General features: G+C 65.0%; 17 protein-coding genes and 1 pseudogene. 10 read left to right on the plus strand and 8 right to left on the minus strand.

Annotation, left to right across the window (positions count from 1 at the left end; translation table 11 throughout):
* The 4 genes from VGD20_RS04655 to VGD20_RS04670 form a co-directional block, all read left to right on the plus strand.
* On the plus strand, positions 1 to 180 hold a 180-nt coding region (locus tag VGD20_RS04655; RefSeq protein ID WP_331133330.1), incomplete at its 5' end, for a F0F1 ATP synthase subunit gamma.
* Between the two features lie 24 nt (positions 181 to 204).
* Positions 205 to 1740: a F0F1 ATP synthase subunit beta gene (gene atpD, locus VGD20_RS04660; protein ID WP_225940784.1), complete on the plus strand. Its 1536-nt coding sequence runs from the start codon at positions 205 to 207 to the stop codon at positions 1738 to 1740.
* 45 nt (positions 1741 to 1785) lie between these two features.
* The gene (locus tag VGD20_RS04665) at positions 1786 to 2043 is read left to right on the plus strand and encodes an ATP synthase F1 subunit epsilon (protein ID WP_120217359.1); all 258 of its coding nucleotides are present in this window, start codon (positions 1786 to 1788) and stop codon (positions 2041 to 2043) included.
* A 188-nt stretch (positions 2044 to 2231) separates the two neighbouring features.
* The gene (locus VGD20_RS04670; RefSeq protein ID WP_331133331.1) at positions 2232 to 3722 is read left to right on the plus strand and encodes a CpaF family protein; all 1491 of its coding nucleotides are present in this window, start codon (positions 2232 to 2234) and stop codon (positions 3720 to 3722) included.
* A gap of 3 nt (positions 3723 to 3725) precedes the next feature.
* On the opposite strand, the gene VGD20_RS04675 is transcribed toward VGD20_RS04670, so the two are convergent.
* On the minus strand, positions 3726 to 3914 hold the full coding sequence (locus tag VGD20_RS04675) for a hypothetical protein (protein ID WP_331133332.1): 189 nt from the start codon (positions 3912 to 3914) through the stop codon (positions 3726 to 3728).
* Between the two features lie 79 nt (positions 3915 to 3993).
* Between VGD20_RS04675 and VGD20_RS04680 the strand changes: the two genes are divergently transcribed.
* Positions 3994 to 4824 carry a class I SAM-dependent methyltransferase gene (locus tag VGD20_RS04680; protein ID WP_331133333.1) on the plus strand — a complete coding sequence of 277 codons (831 nt, stop codon included), beginning with the start codon at positions 3994 to 3996 and terminating at the stop codon, positions 4822 to 4824.
* Entirely contained in the window at positions 4821 to 5609 is a 789-nt protein-coding gene (aat, locus tag VGD20_RS04685) for a leucyl/phenylalanyl-tRNA--protein transferase (protein ID WP_331133344.1), read from the plus strand. Before VGD20_RS04680 ends, aat begins: the two co-directional genes overlap by 4 nt.
* 35 nt (positions 5610 to 5644) lie before the next feature.
* Here aat and VGD20_RS21790 read toward each other — a convergent pair.
* The 4 genes and pseudogenes from VGD20_RS21790 to VGD20_RS04710 form a co-directional block, all read right to left on the minus strand.
* Positions 5645 to 6016 (minus strand): annotated as a pseudogene (locus VGD20_RS21790) (DUF2155 domain-containing protein); the annotation flags it as partial.
* 41 nt (positions 6017 to 6057) lie between these two features.
* Positions 6058 to 6444, minus strand: coding sequence for an NADH:ubiquinone oxidoreductase subunit NDUFA12 (locus tag VGD20_RS04700; protein ID WP_331133334.1), 387 nt, complete (start codon positions 6442 to 6444; stop codon positions 6058 to 6060).
* An 85-nt stretch (positions 6445 to 6529) separates the two neighbouring features.
* On the minus strand, positions 6530 to 7021 hold the full coding sequence (locus tag VGD20_RS04705; RefSeq protein ID WP_331133335.1) for a DUF192 domain-containing protein: 492 nt from the start codon (positions 7019 to 7021) through the stop codon (positions 6530 to 6532).
* Between the two features lie 33 nt (positions 7022 to 7054).
* Positions 7055 to 7561, minus strand: a complete 507-nt coding sequence (locus tag VGD20_RS04710) for a regulatory protein RecX (protein ID WP_331133336.1) — start codon at positions 7559 to 7561, stop codon at positions 7055 to 7057.
* 245 nt (positions 7562 to 7806) lie between these two features.
* Between VGD20_RS04710 and VGD20_RS04715 the strand changes: the two genes are divergently transcribed.
* From VGD20_RS04715 to VGD20_RS04730, 4 genes are all read left to right on the plus strand, one after another.
* On the plus strand, positions 7807 to 9558 hold the full coding sequence (locus VGD20_RS04715) for a fatty acyl-AMP ligase (protein ID WP_331133337.1): 1752 nt from the start codon (positions 7807 to 7809) through the stop codon (positions 9556 to 9558).
* 477 nt (positions 9559 to 10035) lie between these two features.
* A complete protein-coding gene (locus VGD20_RS04720) occupies positions 10036 to 12390 on the plus strand; it encodes a putative bifunctional diguanylate cyclase/phosphodiesterase (RefSeq protein WP_331133338.1) in 2355 nt (784 codons plus the stop codon).
* Between the two features lie 197 nt (positions 12391 to 12587).
* A complete protein-coding gene (locus VGD20_RS04725; protein ID WP_331133339.1) occupies positions 12588 to 13163 on the plus strand; it encodes a CHAP domain-containing protein in 576 nt (191 codons plus the stop codon).
* 114 nt (positions 13164 to 13277) lie between these two features.
* Positions 13278 to 14249 carry a glycoside hydrolase family 5 protein gene (locus VGD20_RS04730; protein WP_331133340.1) on the plus strand — a complete coding sequence of 324 codons (972 nt, stop codon included), beginning with the start codon at positions 13278 to 13280 and terminating at the stop codon, positions 14247 to 14249.
* A 33-nt stretch (positions 14250 to 14282) separates the two neighbouring features.
* On the opposite strand, the gene VGD20_RS04735 is transcribed toward VGD20_RS04730, so the two are convergent.
* The 3 genes from VGD20_RS04735 to VGD20_RS04745 form a co-directional block, all read right to left on the minus strand.
* Complete coding sequence (locus tag VGD20_RS04735) at positions 14283 to 14558, minus strand: DUF3297 family protein (protein WP_331133341.1); 276 nt, start codon at positions 14556 to 14558, stop codon at positions 14283 to 14285.
* 73 nt (positions 14559 to 14631) lie between these two features.
* Positions 14632 to 16932, minus strand: a complete 2301-nt coding sequence (locus VGD20_RS04740; protein ID WP_331133342.1) for a TonB-dependent receptor — start codon at positions 16930 to 16932, stop codon at positions 14632 to 14634.
* A gap of 156 nt (positions 16933 to 17088) precedes the next feature.
* Positions 17089 to 17556: a hemerythrin domain-containing protein gene (locus VGD20_RS04745; protein WP_331133343.1), complete on the minus strand. Its 468-nt coding sequence runs from the start codon at positions 17554 to 17556 to the stop codon at positions 17089 to 17091.
* Positions 17557 to 17905 lie beyond the last annotated feature (349 nt).

Genomic DNA, 17905 nt, shown 5'->3' on the forward strand with positions numbered 1-17905 from the left:
TTCAAGGGCCTCCTTGAAAACGCCGCGTCCGAACAGGGCGCGTCGATGACCGCGATGGACAATGCGACGCGCAACGCGGGCGACCTGATCAACAAGCTGACCATCGTTTACAACCGCACGCGTCAGGCGGCGATCACCACCGAACTCATCGAAATCATTGCCGGCGCCGAAGCGCTGTAAGCTATCCAAGCAAGGAAGAAAGTAATGGCTACCGCTCCCGCTGAAAAGAAGGCTCCTGCCAAGAAGGCCGCCGCGCCCAAGGCTGCTGCGCCCAAGAAGGCTGCCGCTCCCAAGGCCGCCAGCACCGGCACCGCCACGGGCCGCATCGCACAGGTCATCGGCGCCGTCGTCGACGTCCAGTTCACCGGCCAGCTCCCCGCGATTCTGAACGCGCTCGAAACCGACAACAACGGCAACCGCCTTGTCCTCGAAGTCGCGCAGCACCTCGGCGAGAACACCGTCCGCACGATCGCGATGGACGCGACCGACGGTCTGACCCGCGGCCAGCCCGTCGTCGACACCGGCGCGCAGATCTCGGTCCCGGTCGGCCCGCAGACGCTCGGCCGCATCCTCAACGTCATCGGCGACCCGATCGACGAACGCGGCCCGGTGAACGCCACCGCGACCGCGCCGATCCACGCCAAGGCTCCGGAATTTGTCGACCAGTCCACCGAAACGAGCATCCTCGTCACCGGCATCAAGGTCATCGACCTGATCGCTCCCTACGCAAAGGGCGGCAAGATCGGCCTGTTCGGCGGCGCGGGCGTCGGCAAGACCGTGCTCATCCAGGAACTGATCAACAACATCGCCAAGGGCCATGGTGGTACGTCGGTGTTCGCGGGCGTCGGTGAACGCACCCGCGAAGGCAACGATCTCTATCACGAATTCCTCGACGCCGGCGTTATCGCCAAGGACAAGGACGGCAACCCGACCCCGGAAGGTTCGAAGGTTGCGCTCGTGTTCGGCCAGATGAACGAACCCCCGGGCGCCCGCGCCCGCGTTGCGCTCTCGGGCCTGACGATCGCCGAATATTTCCGCGACCAGGAAGGCCAGGACGTGCTCTTCTTCGTCGACAACATCTTCCGCTTCACGCAGGCGGGTTCGGAAGTGTCGGCGCTGCTCGGCCGTATTCCGTCGGCCGTGGGTTACCAGCCGACGCTGTCGACCGACATGGGCGCGCTGCAGGAACGCATCACCTCGACCAACAAGGGCTCGATCACCTCGGTGCAGGCCATCTACGTTCCCGCGGATGACTTGACCGACCCGGCGCCGGCAACCTCGTTCGCCCACTTGGACGCAACGACGACGCTGAACCGCGCGATTTCGGAACTCGGCATCTATCCGGCGGTCGATCCGCTCGATTCGACGAGCCGCGTGCTGACCGCCGCGATCGTCGGCCAGGAGCATTATGAAACCGCTCGCCGGGTTCAGGAAACGCTCCAGAAGTACAAGTCGCTTCAGGACATTATCGCGATCTTGGGCATGGACGAGCTTTCGGAAGAAGATAAGCTGGTCGTCGCCCGCGCGCGCAAAATCCAGCGCTTCCTGTCGCAGCCGTTCCACGTCGCTGAAGTCTTCACCAACATCCCCGGCAAGTTCGTGGCGATCGAAGACACGGTGAAGTCGTTCAAGGCGGTGGTCGATGGCGAATATGACCATCTGCCCGAAGCGGCCTTCTACATGGTCGGCGGCATCGACGAAGCGGTCGCCAAGGCCGCGAAGCTCGCCGAAGACGCGTAACACACCTACACCCCTCCCCATGCGGGAGGGGTTTAAGGACATATCATGGCTCTGAAGTTCGAACTCGTCACCCCCGCCCGCCTCGAGCGGACCGCCGACGTCCATATGGTCACCGTGCCAGGGACCGAGGGCGACTTCTCGGTGCTCGAAGGCCATGCGCCGTTCATGGCGACGCTGCGCAACGGCCCGCTGACCATCTATGCCACCGCGGGCGCCGCGCCCGAGGTGATCGAGGTCGAAGGCGGCTTTGCCGAGGTTAACGAGGCGGGCCTGACCGTCCTTGCCGAGCATATCGCCGGCTGATTTTCCCACCGTCCACGGGTGGATCCAAAAGCCCGCATCCCTTCGGATGCGGGCTTTTTTCTTGTCCGCGCCGCTTGTCGCGGGTGCATTAGGACAATGTCAAAGTTTCCGGTTTATTCACCCTGTCGGATGGGGGTTCGCCTGCACAAGCGGCGAGGCTCTCGAGACAGGAAAGCAGGATAAAACGGATGAGTGCATTCGGACGCCGACCCGGAACCGCTGGCCGCCCCGCCTTTGGCGTGGCGAAGCCGATGCAGACTGGCCCCGGCGTGCCTGGCGGCACCCAGTTCCCTGCGATCGAGACGCCGGTGGACATCCCGCAGATGCCGTCGAACCTGTCGCCCGAAGAAGAGGCGATGGAGCGGCTGAACCAGCGGTCGACCGCCGAGGCGATGGAGCCCGAAAAGGCGCAGGGCTTCGAAGCCAGCGTCCACAAGATCAAGGAGCAGGTGCTGCCGCGCCTGCTCGAACGCGTCGACCCCGAGGCCGCGGCGACGCTGTCGAAAGATGAGCTGACCGAGGAATTCCGCCCGATCATCCTCGAAGTCCTCGCCGAGCTCCGCATCACGCTGAACCGCCGCGAGCAGTTTGCGCTCGAAAAGGTGCTCGTCGACGAACTGCTCGGTTTCGGTCCGCTCGAGGAGTTGCTCGCCGATCCCGACATTAGCGACATCATGGTCAACGGCCCGTACCAGACCTATGTCGAGCGCAAGGGCCAGTTGGTCATCGCACCGATCCAGTTCCGCGACGAACAGCATCTGTTCCAGATCGCGCAGCGCATCTGCAACCTCGTCGGCCGCCGCGTCGACCAGACCACCCCGCTCGCTGACGCCCGCCTCAAAGACGGCAGCCGCGTCAACGTGATCGTCCCGCCGCTCTCGCTTCGCGGGACCGCAATCTCGATCCGTAAATTCTCGGCCAAGCCGATCACGCTCGACATGCTCTGCCAATGGGGCGCGATGAGCCAGAAGATGTGCACCGCGCTGAAGATCGCGGGCGCCAGCCGCTTCAACATCGTCATCTCGGGCGGTACGGGTTCGGGCAAGACGACGATGCTCAACGCGCTGTCGAAGATGATCGACCCCGGCGAGCGCGTGCTGACGATCGAGGACGCCGCCGAACTGCGCCTGCAACAGCCGCACTGGCTGCCGCTCGAAACGCGCCCCGCGAACCTCGAGGGCAATGGCGCGATCCACATGGGCGACCTCGTCAAGAACGCGCTGCGTATGCGTCCCGACCGCATCATCATGGGCGAAGTCCGCGGCGCGGAGTGTTTCGACCTCCTCGCCGCGATGAACACGGGTCACGACGGGTCGATGTGTACGCTCCACAGCAATAGCCCGCGCGAATGCCTCGGCCGTATGGAAAACATGGTGCTGATGGGCGACATCAAGATCCCGAAGGAGGCGATTTCGAAGCAGATCGCCGACTCGGTCGACCTGATCGTCCAGATCAAGCGCCTGCGCGACGGCTCGCGCCGCGTCACCAACGTCACCGAGGTGATCGGCATGGAAGGCGACGTCATCGTCACCCAGGAACTCTTCAAGTTCGAATATCTCGACGAGGACAAGGACGGCAAGATCGTCGGCGAATATCGCGCGATGGGCCTGCGCCCCTATACGCTGGAAAAGGCCCGCCAGTACGGCTTCGACCAGCCCTATCTCGAGGCCTGCCTCTAGTCTTTAGCGGCCGCCGAGCCAGAACGCCGTCGCGAACAGCGCGACGGCGGCCGACGCGAGCGCGATCCCGCGCCAGGGCATGAATCCGACATTGTCGACATCGCGGCGGTTGTTGCGGCGCCAGTTCGCGACTTCGGCCACGCCGAACAGGATCGCGGCGCCGATCCCCACCGACAGCATGGACACTTGCATTGCCGCGCATCCCTTCGCAAACAGGGCCTTCCCCCGGTCTCCGCAAGGAGACAAATCCCTGCGCAGAGAGGTGCCCCATATGCGTTCGTTCTTACTGGTTGCAAGTGCTGCCGCCCTGATCGCCGTCCCCGCCGCCGCGATGCAGCACGATGCCCACGCCGGCCATGCGGCGCACAAGGGCCACGACGCCGTTGCCGCAGCGGTCGCGGCCCCCACCCGCACTCCCGCCAATCTAGCGCGCGACGCGTATCGCCACCCCGCCGAAACGCTCGCCTTTTTCGGCGTGAAACCCGGCGATACGGTGGTCGAGCTCTGGCCCGGCGGCGGCTGGTACACCGAAATCCTCGCCCCGCTAGCCAAGGCTGGCGGCGGCACGCTCTATGCCGCGGCGCCATGGGAGCGCGGGCTCAATCGCGTCAAGGCCAAGCAGGCCGAAAATGCCGATGTCTATGGCGCGGTGAAGCTCGCCGAATTCCCCAATGCCGGGACAAACCCCAAGGTCCCCGATGGCAGCGCCGATGTCGTGTTGACTTTCCGCAACGTCCATAATTGGCGCTTCGACGGTACCGACAACACCGCGAACGCCTTCAAACAGATTTTCGCGATGCTCAAACCCGGCGGCACGCTCGGCGTCGTCGAGCATCGGTTGAACGAGAATGACGACAGCGCGAAGGAAGAAAAGTCGGGCTATATGAAGAAAAGCTCGATCGTCGCCTTCGCCGAAGCCGCGGGCTTCAAGCTCGCGGGCGAGAGCGAGATCAACGCCAATCCCAAGGACACGAAGGATTATCCCAAGGGCGTCTGGACGCTGCCACCGAACCTGACCGAGGGTGAGACCGATCGCGCGAAATATATCGCGATCGGCGAATCGGACCGCATGACGCTGAAATTCGTGAAGCCCGCGTCCTGAAGCACTTCGATTCCATCGACCCGGCGCTGTTGCTCAGCGCCTATGCGCAGGGCATTTTCCCGATGGCCGACGGGGCGGACGACCCGTCGGTCCATTGGGTCGAACCCCGGCTGCGCGCGATCCTGCCGCTGGACGGCTTTCACCTGTCGCACAGCCTGAAAAAGGTCATCGTGTCGGACCGCTTCCGCGTCACTACCGACACCGCCTTCGCCGATATGGTCGCGCTCTGTGCCGCACCCGCCGACGACCGGCCGACGACGTGGATCAACCCCGTGATCAAGGCGAGTTACGACCGCCTGTTCCAGATCGGCCATGCGCACAGCGTCGAATGCTGGCTGGATGGCGAACTGGCAGGCGGCCTCTATGGCGTCTCGCTCGGTCGCGCCTTTTTCGGCGAATCGATGGTCAGCCGCGCGCGCGACGCGTCGAAGGTCGCGCTGGCGCACCTCGTCGCGCGGCTCGTCGCGGGCGGCTGGAAATTGCTCGACTGCCAGTTCATCACCCCGCACCTCGCCAGCCTCGGCGCGATCGAAATCCGCCAGGCCGACTATCTCGCGCGGCTCTATTCGGTGCTGGCCGGGGGTGACGGCGGCGCTGCCTTGGGCGCCGGGGCCGGCACAACGGGGGGTGCCGGCGCTGCAGTTCCCTCGCCGCCGTTCGTGGCCGGCGACTGGGGCGCTCTCGATGCATTCGGCGCGGCGGCGCCGCCCGATTTCGGCGCCGAACGCGCGACGGGTTCGCCGCCCGGATATGTCATCGCGCAACTTTTGACGAACACGTCATAAATCGGGTGCTGGATCACGTTGCGGTCGGGCCGCTCGCGGAAAATCCAGCCCGAGAAGACGCGGTACCATTTGTCGTCGCGCTGGTCCTGTACCGTCAGCTGCACGAAGGCGCCCGTCTCCGGCGGATCTTCCCACGGCGCGGTCTGTTCGCACGCGCGCAGCCGCACGATCGCGCGGCCGATCCGTGCCGATTCGCCGGGCTTCATCTCAAGGTCGCGGACGAGGCCGTTACGCTTGTTGAGCAGGCCGATGACCGCGACGCGCTCGGCCATCGGGGTTGCGCCCTCGATCCCGCCGACTTCCTGCGCCACGCGTTCGGATTTGGCGATCTGCGGCGCCTTGTCGGTGCCGCCTGCCTTCGTCGCCGGGGTCCGGTCGCAAGCGCCAAGCGAGAGCGCGGCGAGCATGGCCAGCCCGGCGGTCGCGGTTAGCCTGGACACCGCGGCGTTCACTCGGCGCCGGGCCGCCAGGCCTCATAGTCGCCGGTCGCGGCCGCGCGTTGGCCGCCGCGTTCGAGCGCGCCGGCGGGGCGATACGCGCCCGTGCTGCCGGTCAGGTTCGGCGACGCTTCCTTTTCCCACGCGCGCGGCGCCGGAAGGATATCGGCCGGCAATTCGTCGAAGGTGCCGTGCAGCCAGCCGTGCCATTCGGGCGGCACGCGGCTCGCATCGTTCGATCCCTTGTACAGCACCCAGCGGCGGCCGCCCTTCTTTGCGCGGAAATAGCGGTTGCCGAGGCTGTCCTCGCCGACCTTCTCGCCGGTGCTCCAGCTGTTCAGCAACGTGCCGACGGTCGCACCGTCCCACCAGGTGAAAATCTTGCCCAAGATGCTCATGGCGTGGCGTTTACAGGCAAGGCAGCGCGCTTCGCAAGCGCCAAACGGCGTCGCGCGGCTGTTTCCAAGCGAGTTTTCGCCCGTACTAGCGATCTTTCCACGTGACCTTCGCCTCCTCGTCGAGACCGAGCCGCGCCGCGGTCCCGCCGGCGAGCTCGAGCACCGCCGAAACCTCGCCGCCGCTCACCACCGGTTCGAGCGATTCGGGGATGGTATTTTCGGCGATACGGTCGATGCTGCCGTCGGCGCGAATGAAGATCATGTCGAGCGGGATCAGCGTATTCTTCATCCAGAAGCTGCCGATTCGCGGCTCGCTGAACGGAAAGATCATGCCGCCGTCGGCGGGCAGGCTGGTGCGGAACATCAGCCCGCGATCCTGCTCGGCATCGGTACGGGCCACCTCGACGTTGAACCGGTGCGTCTTGCCGCCCGCCTCGATCGTCAGCGGGATCGTCGCCCCGCTTTCGGCCTGCCCGGCCCGATCGGTCGCGCTTTCGGCCGGCGTATCCGGATTGGGGCTGCACGCCGCCATCGGCAGTATAAGCGACAGGGCAAGGGCGGTAAAAATGGCGCGCATCGGCAGTTCCTATCCCGAGATGACGCGCCGGACCTAATCGAGCATCGCTTCATCGTCCAGCGCCGCCAGCCCTGCTTCGTCGCCCGGGGAGACAGCGAGGATGCGGCGCGCGACCGTCATGCTGTGCCCCGCGCGCAAAAAAGCGGCGATTTGCCGCTCGCGCTGCTTCGGATCGTCGATCGCGCGTGCGGCAAAAGGCCCGAAACGCCGCCGCCGCGCGAAACCGATGGCCGCCGTCGCCGCGGCGCCCTTCGCCGTCTCGATCGCCTCGCCGCTGTCTTGCTCGGCTATTCCGTCGACATAAAGCTGCGCCTTGACCCGCCGCACGCCGAGCCCGCGCCGTGTCATCGCACCCGCGCGCATCGCGGCATATTGGCGGTCGTCGAGGTAACGCAACTGTTCCATCCGGTCGGCAACCGCCTCGCACGCCGTCGTGGCGTCAATTTCGTCTATCCATTCGGATTCGCGGACTTTTCGTGACAAATAGCGCGTGAGTTTCGCCCGGCTCGTCGCAAATCGGGCGACATAGGCGAGCGCCAATTCGTCAAGCTTGGCCGCCCCGAGAGGCCTTTTCGATCGGTCGGATGGCGCGCGAGACTTGGGCATATGCCATGTTTGTGCCACAGTCGGGCCCGATTGAGAACGATCAACACCGCCATATCGGGCCATAACGCCCGGAAATGGGCGAATGTTCTAACAACACAGGGCTCGCGCACGGTACTATGGCTTCAAAAGATGACATGCTTGTTGCCGCGCGGCCCGTTTCGCGGGATGTCGCAACCCCTATGACCGATATCGTTGAAACACAGGCCGACGAACTGACGTCGACCCCGACCCTCTGCGCCCAGCCGCGCCGTTTTTCGGACTTCGCCACCGTCGGCGAAGCGCTCGACTATGCGGCCGCCGGCACGCGCGGCCTCAATTTCCACGATCCGCGCGGCAAGCTTGTGCGCCCCTATCCGTATAGCGAGCTCAAGGCCGACGCGCTGGCAACCGCCTATCGCCTGATCGCCGCGGGCGTGAAGCCCGGCGACCGCATCGCGCTGATCGCCGAAACCGGCGCCGAATTCGCGGCGCTGTTCTTCGGCACCATCTATGCCGGGGCCTGGCCGGTCCCGCTGCCGCTGCCGACGAGCTTCGGCGGCCGCGACTCCTATGTCGGCCAGCTCGTCGTCCAGCTGTCGAGCTGCGACCCGACGATGCTGTTCTTCCCGCCCGAAATCGCCGCCATGGCGGTCGAAGCGGCTGAAAAGGAAGGCGTGAAACCCGTCGACTGGAGCGAGTTCGAAAAGAGCCCCGCGCCGGTTACCGCGCTCCCCGATCAGAAGTCGGATGAGACCTGCTACCTTCAGTACAGCAGCGGATCGACGCGCTTCCCGCACGGCGTTGCGGTCACCCACGCCGCGCTGCTCAACAACCTCGCCGCGCACAGCCACGGCATGGAGCTTCAGGACAGCGATCGCTGTATTTCGTGGCTGCCCTGGTACCACGACATGGGCCTCGTCGGCTGCCTGCTCTCGCCCGTCGCGAACCAGGTGTCGGTCGATTATCTCAAGACCGAGGATTTCGCGCGCCGTCCGCTCGCCTGGCTCGACCTGATCAGCCGCAACACCGGCACGACGCTCAGCTATTCGCCGACCTTCGGCTACGACATCTGCGCGCGCCGCGTGTCGAGCCAGACGCATGTCGCCGACCGTTTCGACCTGTCGCGCTGGCGCGTCGCGGGCAATGGCGCCGACATGATCCGCCCCGACGTCATGCAGAGCTTCGTCGACGCCTTTGCCGATGCGGGTTTCAAGGCGAGCGCCTTTCTGCCGAGCTATGGCCTTGCCGAAGCGACGCTCGCGGTCAGCATCATGCCGCCGGGCGAAGGCATCGTCGTCGAACTGGTCGAGGAAACCGAGCTGTCGGGTGCCGCGAACGATTCGGGTCGCCCGACACGCTACCGCGCCATCGTCAACTGCGGCCGCGCCGCGCGCGACATGGTGATCGAGGTCCGCGACGAAAATGGCAACGCCTTGCCCGACCAGACCGTCGGCAAGGTCTGGTGCACCGGCCCGTCGCTGATGACCGGCTATTTTCGCGACCCCGAATCGACCGCCGCCTGCATGGCGGACGGCTGGCTCGACACCGGTGATATGGGTTATCTGTCAGACGGTTACATCTATATCGTCGGCCGCGCCAAGGACATGATCATCATCAACGGCAAGAATCACTGGCCGCAGGATATCGAATGGGCGGTTGAGCAGCTCCCGGGCTTCAAATCGGGCGATATCGCCGCTTTCGCGATCACCGCGCCGGGCGGCGAGGAAACCCCCGCGGTGCTGGTCCAGTGCCGCACCAGCGACGATGCCGAGCGGCTGGCGCTGCGCGAGACGATCCGCGAGCGCGTGCGCGCGATCACCGGCATGAACTGCCTGATCGAACTGATCCCGCCGCGCACGCTGCCGCGGACCAGCTCGGGCAAGCTCAGCCGGTCGAAGGCGCGCGCACAATATCTGGCGGGCGAAATCCAGCCTTTCGCGATGGCGGCGTAGAGGCCGGCGCGTCCGCTAACGACCGGAAGCTGCCGATAGGGATGTGCACCCCGGCGAAAGCCGGGGCCCAGAGCGTAATCGCGCAATGCCAGCCTTCTGACGCCATGGACCCCGGCTTTCGCCGGGATGCATAAGGGTCAGCTCCCGCCCCAAATCAGACGCTCGAAAAAAGGCCTTTCCTACATTATCCGGCCATGCCAGCCTTCATCCCGGCTCTTTCATCGGGTGGACAAAAGCGGTTGCCGGCCGGTGTGGGCAAACGGTCAGGGCCAGGCGCTTCCAGCACCCGGCAGGGTCAAATGGAACGACGCACAAGGCTGACCTTTACTGACCTTTGGGCAATGTTGCAGCGGCAGCCCTCCACCCCAAAGCCACCGCTATGCCCGATCGCTTCATTGTCCCCGGGTGGGACAGAAATTCGCGTCGAAACAGGCCGATAGTTACCTTCGGGTAACTCCCGCACGCTAAACAGGGCCGGTGAAAAGCCTGCTGACCGACCCCATAGCTGCCGAAGTCATTCCTGCGCGGACCCTGTTGGGGCTGGGCCCGCGAAACCAGGACATCGGCAACCTCCGCCAGCTCCAGCTCGCGCCGCTCCGCGGCCGCGGCTCGTTGCGCCTGGTGATGGGCATGGGCATGGCGATCGTCGCGGCCTTTACCATGATCCTCAGCGTCCCGCTGCCGATCGCCGGCGGCTGGCTCGCCTGCGGGCTGCTCTTCGGCGTCTGGTCGTACAGCAAATTCCGTAACCTGCCGCTCGGCGATCCCAAGCTTTCGGGCGTGGCCGAATACCGGATGTGCACGCGTCACGCGCTCTATTCGGCGGTTCTCTGGGGATCGCCGTTCTGGCTGCAAGGGCTGTCGCCGACGCTCGACCATGTCCTTTCGATGTGGACGATCGCGGTGCTGATGATGGTGACGCTCTCGATCGTCGCGCACAGCGTCCCGCTGGCCTGCGTGCTGTTCATCGGGCCCGTCACCCTCTCGGCGGCGATCGCGCTGGCCCGCGCCGGTGCGCCGCAGCTCGCGGGCGTCGCCCTGGTTGCAGGCCTGCTGCTCGGCGCTTTCTGCGTCCGCTTCGCGCAAAGCCATATCCGCTTCCGCCGCGCCGAGGAGGTGCTGCACGAAAAGACCGAGACCGTAAGCCTGCTGCTGCGCGAGTTCGAGGAAACCTCGGCCGACTGGCTGTGGCAGACCGACAACAGCCGCCGCCTTGTCCATGTTTCGCCGCGGCTTGCCTTTGCGCTCGGCGGAACCGCCGAGGGGCTCGAAGGCATACCCCTGCTCCAGGCGCTTTCGGGCGACGCTTGGGAAACCGGGCTGTTCCCGAAAAGCCTGCACGACATGGCCGAGCGGATGAAACGGCGCGAAAGCTTTTCGAACCTGATCGTCCCGGTGACGATCGGCGGGGCGCCGCGCTGGTGGGAGCTCTCGGCCTCGCCGCGCCTCGACGAAGCCGGCAAGTTCCTCGGCTTCCGCGGCGTCGGATCGGACGTGACCGAACAGCGCGCGACCGCCGAACAGATCGCCAAGATGGCGCGCTTCGACAATCTCACCGGCCTGCCCAATCGTCTCAGCCTGAACGAGGATCTGTCGCGCGCGATGGCACATGCGGTCGATGCCAAGTCGCGCTGTGCGCTGCTGATGATCGATCTCGACCGGTTCAAGGCGGTCAACGATACGCTCGGCCACCCCGTCGGCGACAAACTGCTCGCGCAGGTCGCAGCGCGGCTGAAGGGGCTGATGGAACGCGGCATGACCTGCGGCCGCCTCGGCGGCGACGAATTTGCCGTGGTGCTGCACAATGTCCCGTCGGCCGACGCCGCCGAAGACCTCGCCCAGCGGCTCATCACGACAATCAGCCGCCCCTATGTGGTCGACAACCACCAGTTGTTCGTCGGCGCCAGCATCGGCTTCGCGATCGGACCGCAGGACGGCGACACGGTCGAAACGCTGACGCGCAACGCCGACCTCGCGCTCTACAAGTCCAAGGACAAGGGCGGCAATGTCGTCGCGGCCTACGTCGCCTCGCTCCACGCGCAGGCCGAGGAACGCCGCGTGATGGAGCAGGAGCTGCGCGGCGCGCTCGAACGCGGCGAGTTCGAACTTTATTACCAGCCGGTGGTGACCGCGCTCGATGGCACGCTGAACGGTTTCGAGGCGCTCATTCGCTGGAACAATCAGAAGCTCGGCAACGTGTCGCCGGCGCGCTTCATCCCGCTCGCCGAAGATGCACGGCTGATCTCGCCGATCGGCGAATGGGTGCTGCGCACCGCGTGCCGCGAAGCGATGAAATGGCCGTCTAACCTCAAGGTCGCGATCAACGTCTCGGCCGACCAGCTCACCGACCCCAGCTTCGCCTCGGTCGTCGTCTCGGCGCTGGCGCAGAGCGGGCTTTCGCCGCAGCGGCTCGAGATCGAAGTGACCGAAAGCGTCTTCCTGCGCGACGGCGGCGGCGCGGCGCAGCTGCTCGACCAGCTCATCGGGCTCGGCATCCGCCTGTCGCTCGACGATTTCGGCACCGGCTATTCGTCGCTCGGCTATCTGCGCAAGACGCAATTCTCGACGATCAAGGTCGACCGCAGCTTCGTCGTCGGCGCGGCGAAGGGCAGTATCGAATCGATCGCGATCATCCGCGCCGTCGTCGCGCTTGCCGACAGTCTCGGCATGTCGACGACCGCCGAAGGGGCCGAAACCGAGCTCGAGGTCGAAACGCTGCGCAGCTTCGGATGCAGCAATATTCAGGGCTATTATTACGGACGCCCGATGCCTGCGAGCGACGTACTGACACTGTTCCGCCGGCCGGAGGATGTGGCGACCGTCGCCGCCTGACGATCGCGGCGAAACGGTAGATTCGCGCCGCAGCGGCGACAAGCCGAAGCCCTCACACGACGAATTGAACGCCTTAACAAAAGGTTCCCCCGTCCACCGCATCGACGGCGCAACTCGTCGCTATGCGGTTGGTGGGCGGCCCAAGGCATAGCAAAGACGCTCCAACGCTTGAAGACAAGCCTCGGGGGTCGCATTCCATGCTCTATCGTCGTTATCTGGCAGCCGCCATCGCGTCTGTGATGACCATCACCGGCCTGATCGCGAGCGTTCCGGCTGCGGCCCGCGATTATCTGCAGTGCGTCCCCTTTGCCCGCGCCGAATCGGGCGTCGAAATCCGCGGCAATGCCAAAACCTGGTGGGCGCAGGCCGCCGGTACCTACGAGCGCGGCGAAGAGCCCCGCAAGGGCGCGGTCATGGCCTTCGCCGGCACGCGCGGCATGCCGCTCGGCCATGTCGCCGTGGTCAAGAAGGTCGTCAGCGACCGCGAAATCCTGATTGACCATGCCAACTGGTCGCCGATCAACGGCCGCCGCGGCCAGATCGAGCGCAACGTCCGCGTCGTCGACGTGAGCGACGCCGGCGACTGGAGCATGGTTCGCGTCTGGTACGCGCCGATCGGCGATCTGGGCCTGCGCGCCAATCCCGTTCAGGGCTTCATCTATTCGGACGGCGAGCCGGCAAAGGCACCCAGCTTCAAGGCGCCCGTCTGGGCGCAGAACGACTGGAAGCCCGGCAACGGGCTCGAAACCGTCGCCGCATCGCTCGGCCAGTAAGTTTCGGCGCCGGCACGCCGGACAGACCAATATCATATCTATTCCTGACCAATAGCCTTGCCACTTGGCACGGCCGCGATATGCCTCGACGATCCGACCGGCACAGGGGATCTTATGGCCATCGCAAAGCGGCTCCTTTTCGCGCTCTCCCTTCTGCTCGGATCGACGGTCCCCGCACTTGCCGAAACGCCGGTCGAGCGCCACGGCCAGCTCCGCATCGAAGGCACGAAGCTGCTGGGCGCCCATGGCAAGCCCGTGACGCTCCGCGGGATGAGCCTGTTCTGGAGCCAGTGGATCCCGCGCTATTATAATGAAGCGACGCTGCGCCGGCTACGCGACGATTGGGGCATCACCGTCATCCGCGCCGCGCTCGCGGTCGAGCATGGCGGCTATCTCGAAAACCCCGAAACCGAAGCCGCGAAGATCGACCGGGTGATCGAGGCGGCAACGAAGCTCGGCCTCTACGTCATCGTCGACTGGCACGCGCATCATCCGCATCCGGACAAGGCCGCCGACTATTTCGCAAAGCTCGCCGCCCAATATGGCGACCGGCCCAACATCATCTACGAAAGCTGGAACGAGCCACTGCCCGACCATGGCTGGACAACGGTCCTCAAGCCCTATCACGAGCGGGTCGTCGCCGCGATCCGCGCGCACGATCCCGACAATCTGGTCGTCCTCGGCACGCGCAGCTGGAGCCAAGACGTCGACGAGGCGGCCGCCGATCCCGTTACGGGCACCAACCTCGCCTATACGCTGCATTTCTATGCCGCGAGCCACAAGCAGGCGTATCGCGACAAGGCAGACGCAGCGCTCGACCGCGGCATCGCGCTGTTCGTCACCGAATATGGCACGACAGAGGCGAGCGGCCACGAGAGCATCGACGCCGCCGAGGCTCAGATCTGGTGGGATTGGATGGAGGCGCGCGGGATCAGCCATGCCAATTGGTCGATCGCCGACAAGGACGAGAAAAGCGCCATTTTCCGGCCGGGCACCGCAAACGACGGGACATGGCGCGAGGAAGATCTTACCGAGTCGGGCCGGCTGGTCCGCGCCCAGCTTCGCAAGATGGCGGGAATCGAATAGCCCCCTGCCGCGAGCGGGAGGGGAAAAGGCGCGTCAGTCTTCCGACGCTTCGCCCTTGTCGCCTTCGCCGGCGATATCCTCGAACCAGGCTTCGACCTCGCCCGTGAGCTTGATCGTCATCGCCTGGCCGAAACGGTCCTTCGACTTGCCCGCGGCGACACGGATCCAGCCTTCGGAGATCGAATATTCCTCGACGTCGGTGCGCTCCTTGCCCTTGAAGCGGATCCCGATGCCGCGCTGCAGGGTTTCCATATCGAAATGCGGCGAGCGCGGATTGGTCGACATGCGGTCGGGGGGCGTATCGGTCATGACTATATTTCCCAAAAAATGATGGCGCGGCCCTAGCGGGACCGCGCCATCATCGTCAATCGGGAAGGCGGCTTCAGAACCCGGCCTTCAAGGTCACGAAAAACTGCTGCGGCGCGCCGGCCAGCAGCGTCTGCGCGTCGCCGCTGTTGGCGAAGCCGTTGGTGCCGATCGTCGACACATAGGCCTTGTCGAACAGGTTCGTCGCATTGGCCTGGATCGAAATGCGTTCGTTGAGGCGATAGCCGATGCTGGCATCGACGAGCACGAAGCCGCCGACTTCGGCGTCATTCTCATAGGAATAATAGCGTTTCGACGTGTAATTGGCGCCGACGCGGGCGAAGAATGTGCCATTGTCCCAGGTGATTTCGCCCTTGGCGAGATGCTTGGGCGAGTTGACGACGGTCTTGCCCGCGGTTTCCGCAATCACGACCGGCTGCACCCCGCTCGTGTCGACGACATCGTCGCGATATTCGGAGTTGTTATAGGCGTAGGACGCGAAGAGCGAGAGTTCGGGGGTGACACGGTAGGTCCCCGCCGCCTCGACGCCCCACGAGCGGACGTCGCCGACATTCTGGAGGATCGCCGGATTGCCTTCGATCCCCGCCCCGTTGGCAAAAGCGATGATGCGGTCCTTGAAGTCGACATAATAGCCCGCGACCACAGCCTGGAAACGCGACGACTTGGTCCGGAAACCAAGCTCGTAGGTCGTCGAGGTTTCGGGTTTCAGGTCGAGCGCGTCGAAACCCTTTTGCGTCGTCGCGAATGGCCCGCCGGTGGCCGATGATTCATAGGCGCGCATATTCTCGGTATAGCTCGCGAACAGCTCGTTATCGTCGTTGAGGCGATAGAGCAGGCCCGCCTGCGGCAGGAACCAGTCCTTCGCCTCGGTGCGGCCCGAGGCCAGCCCGCCGCTGACGATCGGCGTCGCGAGGTTGGTGACGCGCAGCCCTTTCCACCCGGCGTTGATCTGCAACTGACCAAGGTCGAGCGTGTCCTGCACATGATATTGCAGCGTCTGGGTATTGAAATCGAAATCCCACTGCGTCGCGAGCGGGTCCTTCGGGAACTTCAGGCTGCCGCGGCTCGGCGCACCCGTTGTGTCGGCAAGGCCATAGAAACGCCGCGCCTGATTGAAGTCATTATCCTCGTACCACATGCCGAGTTCGAGCGTGTTGGCGCCGAGTTTGAACGTGCTGGAGGCAACGATGCCATAGCGTTCGACGTCATATTCGGTCGTACGGATCGTCATCGGCGCGCCGCCGGGGGTGGTGACATAGGGCGTGAACCACAGCCCGCGGCCCTGATTGCCATGGTAATAGCCCATCGCCTTCAGCGTCCAATATTCGTTCAGCGGCGCTTCGACGCCGACACCGGCGAGCCAGTCCTTGCGGAGGCCTGCGGCGTCATAATAGGCATCGTCGACCGTCTTGACCGGCCCCGGGAAGACGAGGCCGGCCATCGGATAAGGCAGCGGCGCCCCGCCATTTTGCGCGAGCTGATTCTGGTAGATTTTGGCGACATCGACCGCGAGGTCCCAGTTTTTCGCGAAATTGTCCCAGTCATAGCCGAGGCGATCGACCATGTCGGCGCTGAGATCCTGATAATCATTCTCGCGGCGGTCCGAATAGTTGACGAAGCCGAAGAACTGGCCGTCGCCGACCGGCTGGACGATGCGCGCATTGACCTGATGCTGGCGCTGCGCACCGTCGCCCTTCCACTTGTCGGCATCCTGCCAGGCATAGCTGAGCGAAAGACGCGGCCCGCCCGATACGATCTCGCCGCTGTCGAGGCGAATGAAGGCACGCTTCGTTTCGTCGCTGCCATAGGTACCCGATGCCTCGACCCCGAACTCCTCAGCCGGTTCGCGCGAGAAGAATTCGATCGTGCCGCCGAGATTGCTCGTCGACGCCGCGCCCAGCGAGCCCGCGCCCTGCGCGACTTCGACCCGGCCGACATTTTCGCTGATGATCGCGCGGCTGATGTGCAGGCCGTTATGGTTGCCATAGTTCATGTCGCCAAGCGGGACGCCGTCGAGCGTGAAGCCGAGCTGGTTCTGCGAAAAGCCGCGGATCGAGATGCGCGCCGACCATTCATAGGCGCCGAACGGATCGGCCGCCTGGAAATTGACGCCGGGCAGCTTGTCGATGGCCTTGAGCGGACTGATCCCCGACACTTCGAGCGCGATATCGGCGGCGCCCAGTTCCTGCACCTGCCGCGCCTGGCCGCGGCCAAGCACGACAATTTCCTCGACATCGGCGCTCGCGGCCGCATCGGCCGCCGCTTCTTCGGCAAAGGCCGGCGTCGCGGCGAGCACAGCGAGCGCGGCGATCGAGGCGGCCCCGGCCCGCAGCCGGCTCCTGATCTGGTAGGTCATCGACGAATCCCCTTTTCCCGGCGCCGAAATGGCCCGGGGTCGCGGGGGCTTTAGGGAGGCGATATTGCTGCGCTGCGGCGAAGGCATGACGCGGCGATGACGGAAAGAAGAACGATCGATGGCAGTTTCGCCCGCGCTCGCCCGGGCACGCCGCGCTCAGCCGGAAATCGTCGACCGGTCCCTGATCGCGGCGGCGACGGAAGCATGCAGATTGTCGGCGAGCGGATAGAGTTCGCGCTCCTCGCGTTCGATCCGCAACGCCAGCATATCGAAGATGATCCGCGTTTCGCGGCAGAAGTCCGGCCATCCGGCCGCGACACTTTCGCTCGTCCATCGATCGTCATAGGCGACGAAATCCGCCGCAAGGTCACCCATTTCCCGTTCGAATTCGCGCGTGATCCGGACGAGTTCGGGATCGTCAGCCGCGCGCAGCCGGGGATAGAGCGCCCAATCCTCGCATTTCAGGTGCCGCACCAGCGTTTCGCGAAGCAGCCCCCGCGCCGACGCAAGTGCGGCCGAAGGCGCCGGGTCGGGCGATTGGGTCATGTCCAGCACGATCCGCGACAGCGTGACCAGCGCCGCATGCTCGGCGCGCAGTCGCTGCATCTCGCGGTTCAAGGGCATGGCTGCTCCAGCGTTGCGAGCGGTCCCTCAGGCGCCATCATAAGCGGCCGCGCGTGAAAGGAAAGTAAAGCGATCCAGAAACGACCGGACGCGCAAAGGGATCCGCGGTTCGTACCTGCGAAACGGCTTGTCAAAACACCGGATCCACCATAGTTATTGATTATCATTCTCAACAACTTGGGCGGTCGCGCCACGACCGGCTTCCGGCGGGAGGACATATGAGCGACATCGACAGCATCGCGGGCCTCGAGGCCATCCTCGGGAAGGCACCGCCCGCGGTGAGCCTCAAGGTCATCGATCATGTCGATGCCACCGCGCGGCGCTGGCTTGCGGCGTCGCCGCTGATGTT

The sequence above is a fragment of the Sphingopyxis sp. genome (genome assembly GCF_036402335.1).
Taxonomy (GTDB): Bacteria; Pseudomonadota; Alphaproteobacteria; order Sphingomonadales; family Sphingomonadaceae; genus Sphingopyxis.

Excerpts from the sequence above, each read along its gene's own strand:
- atpD (WP_225940784.1), top strand. The coding sequence starts at position 205 with ATGGCTACCGCTCCCGCTGAAAAGAAGGCTCCTGCCAAGAAGGCCGCC.
- VGD20_RS04665 (WP_120217359.1), top strand. The coding sequence starts at position 1,786 with ATGGCTCTGAAGTTCGAACTCGTCACCCCCGCCCGCCTCGAGCGGACC.
- VGD20_RS04670 (WP_331133331.1), top strand. The coding sequence starts at position 2,232 with ATGAGTGCATTCGGACGCCGACCCGGAACCGCTGGCCGCCCCGCCTTT.
- VGD20_RS04675 (WP_331133332.1), bottom strand. The coding sequence starts at position 3,914 with ATGCAAGTGTCCATGCTGTCGGTGGGGATCGGCGCCGCGATCCTGTTC.
- VGD20_RS04680 (WP_331133333.1), top strand. The coding sequence starts at position 3,994 with ATGCGTTCGTTCTTACTGGTTGCAAGTGCTGCCGCCCTGATCGCCGTC.
- VGD20_RS04700 (WP_331133334.1), bottom strand. The coding sequence starts at position 6,444 with ATGAGCATCTTGGGCAAGATTTTCACCTGGTGGGACGGTGCGACCGTC.
- VGD20_RS04705 (WP_331133335.1), bottom strand. The coding sequence starts at position 7,021 with ATGCGCGCCATTTTTACCGCCCTTGCCCTGTCGCTTATACTGCCGATG.
- VGD20_RS04715 (WP_331133337.1), top strand. The coding sequence starts at position 7,807 with ATGACCGATATCGTTGAAACACAGGCCGACGAACTGACGTCGACCCCG.
- VGD20_RS04725 (WP_331133339.1), top strand. The coding sequence starts at position 12,588 with ATGCTCTATCGTCGTTATCTGGCAGCCGCCATCGCGTCTGTGATGACC.
- VGD20_RS04730 (WP_331133340.1), top strand. The coding sequence starts at position 13,278 with ATGGCCATCGCAAAGCGGCTCCTTTTCGCGCTCTCCCTTCTGCTCGGA.
- VGD20_RS04735 (WP_331133341.1), bottom strand. The coding sequence starts at position 14,558 with ATGACCGATACGCCCCCCGACCGCATGTCGACCAATCCGCGCTCGCCG.
- VGD20_RS04740 (WP_331133342.1), bottom strand. The coding sequence starts at position 16,932 with ATGACCTACCAGATCAGGAGCCGGCTGCGGGCCGGGGCCGCCTCGATC.
- VGD20_RS04745 (WP_331133343.1), bottom strand. The coding sequence starts at position 17,556 with ATGCCCTTGAACCGCGAGATGCAGCGACTGCGCGCCGAGCATGCGGCG.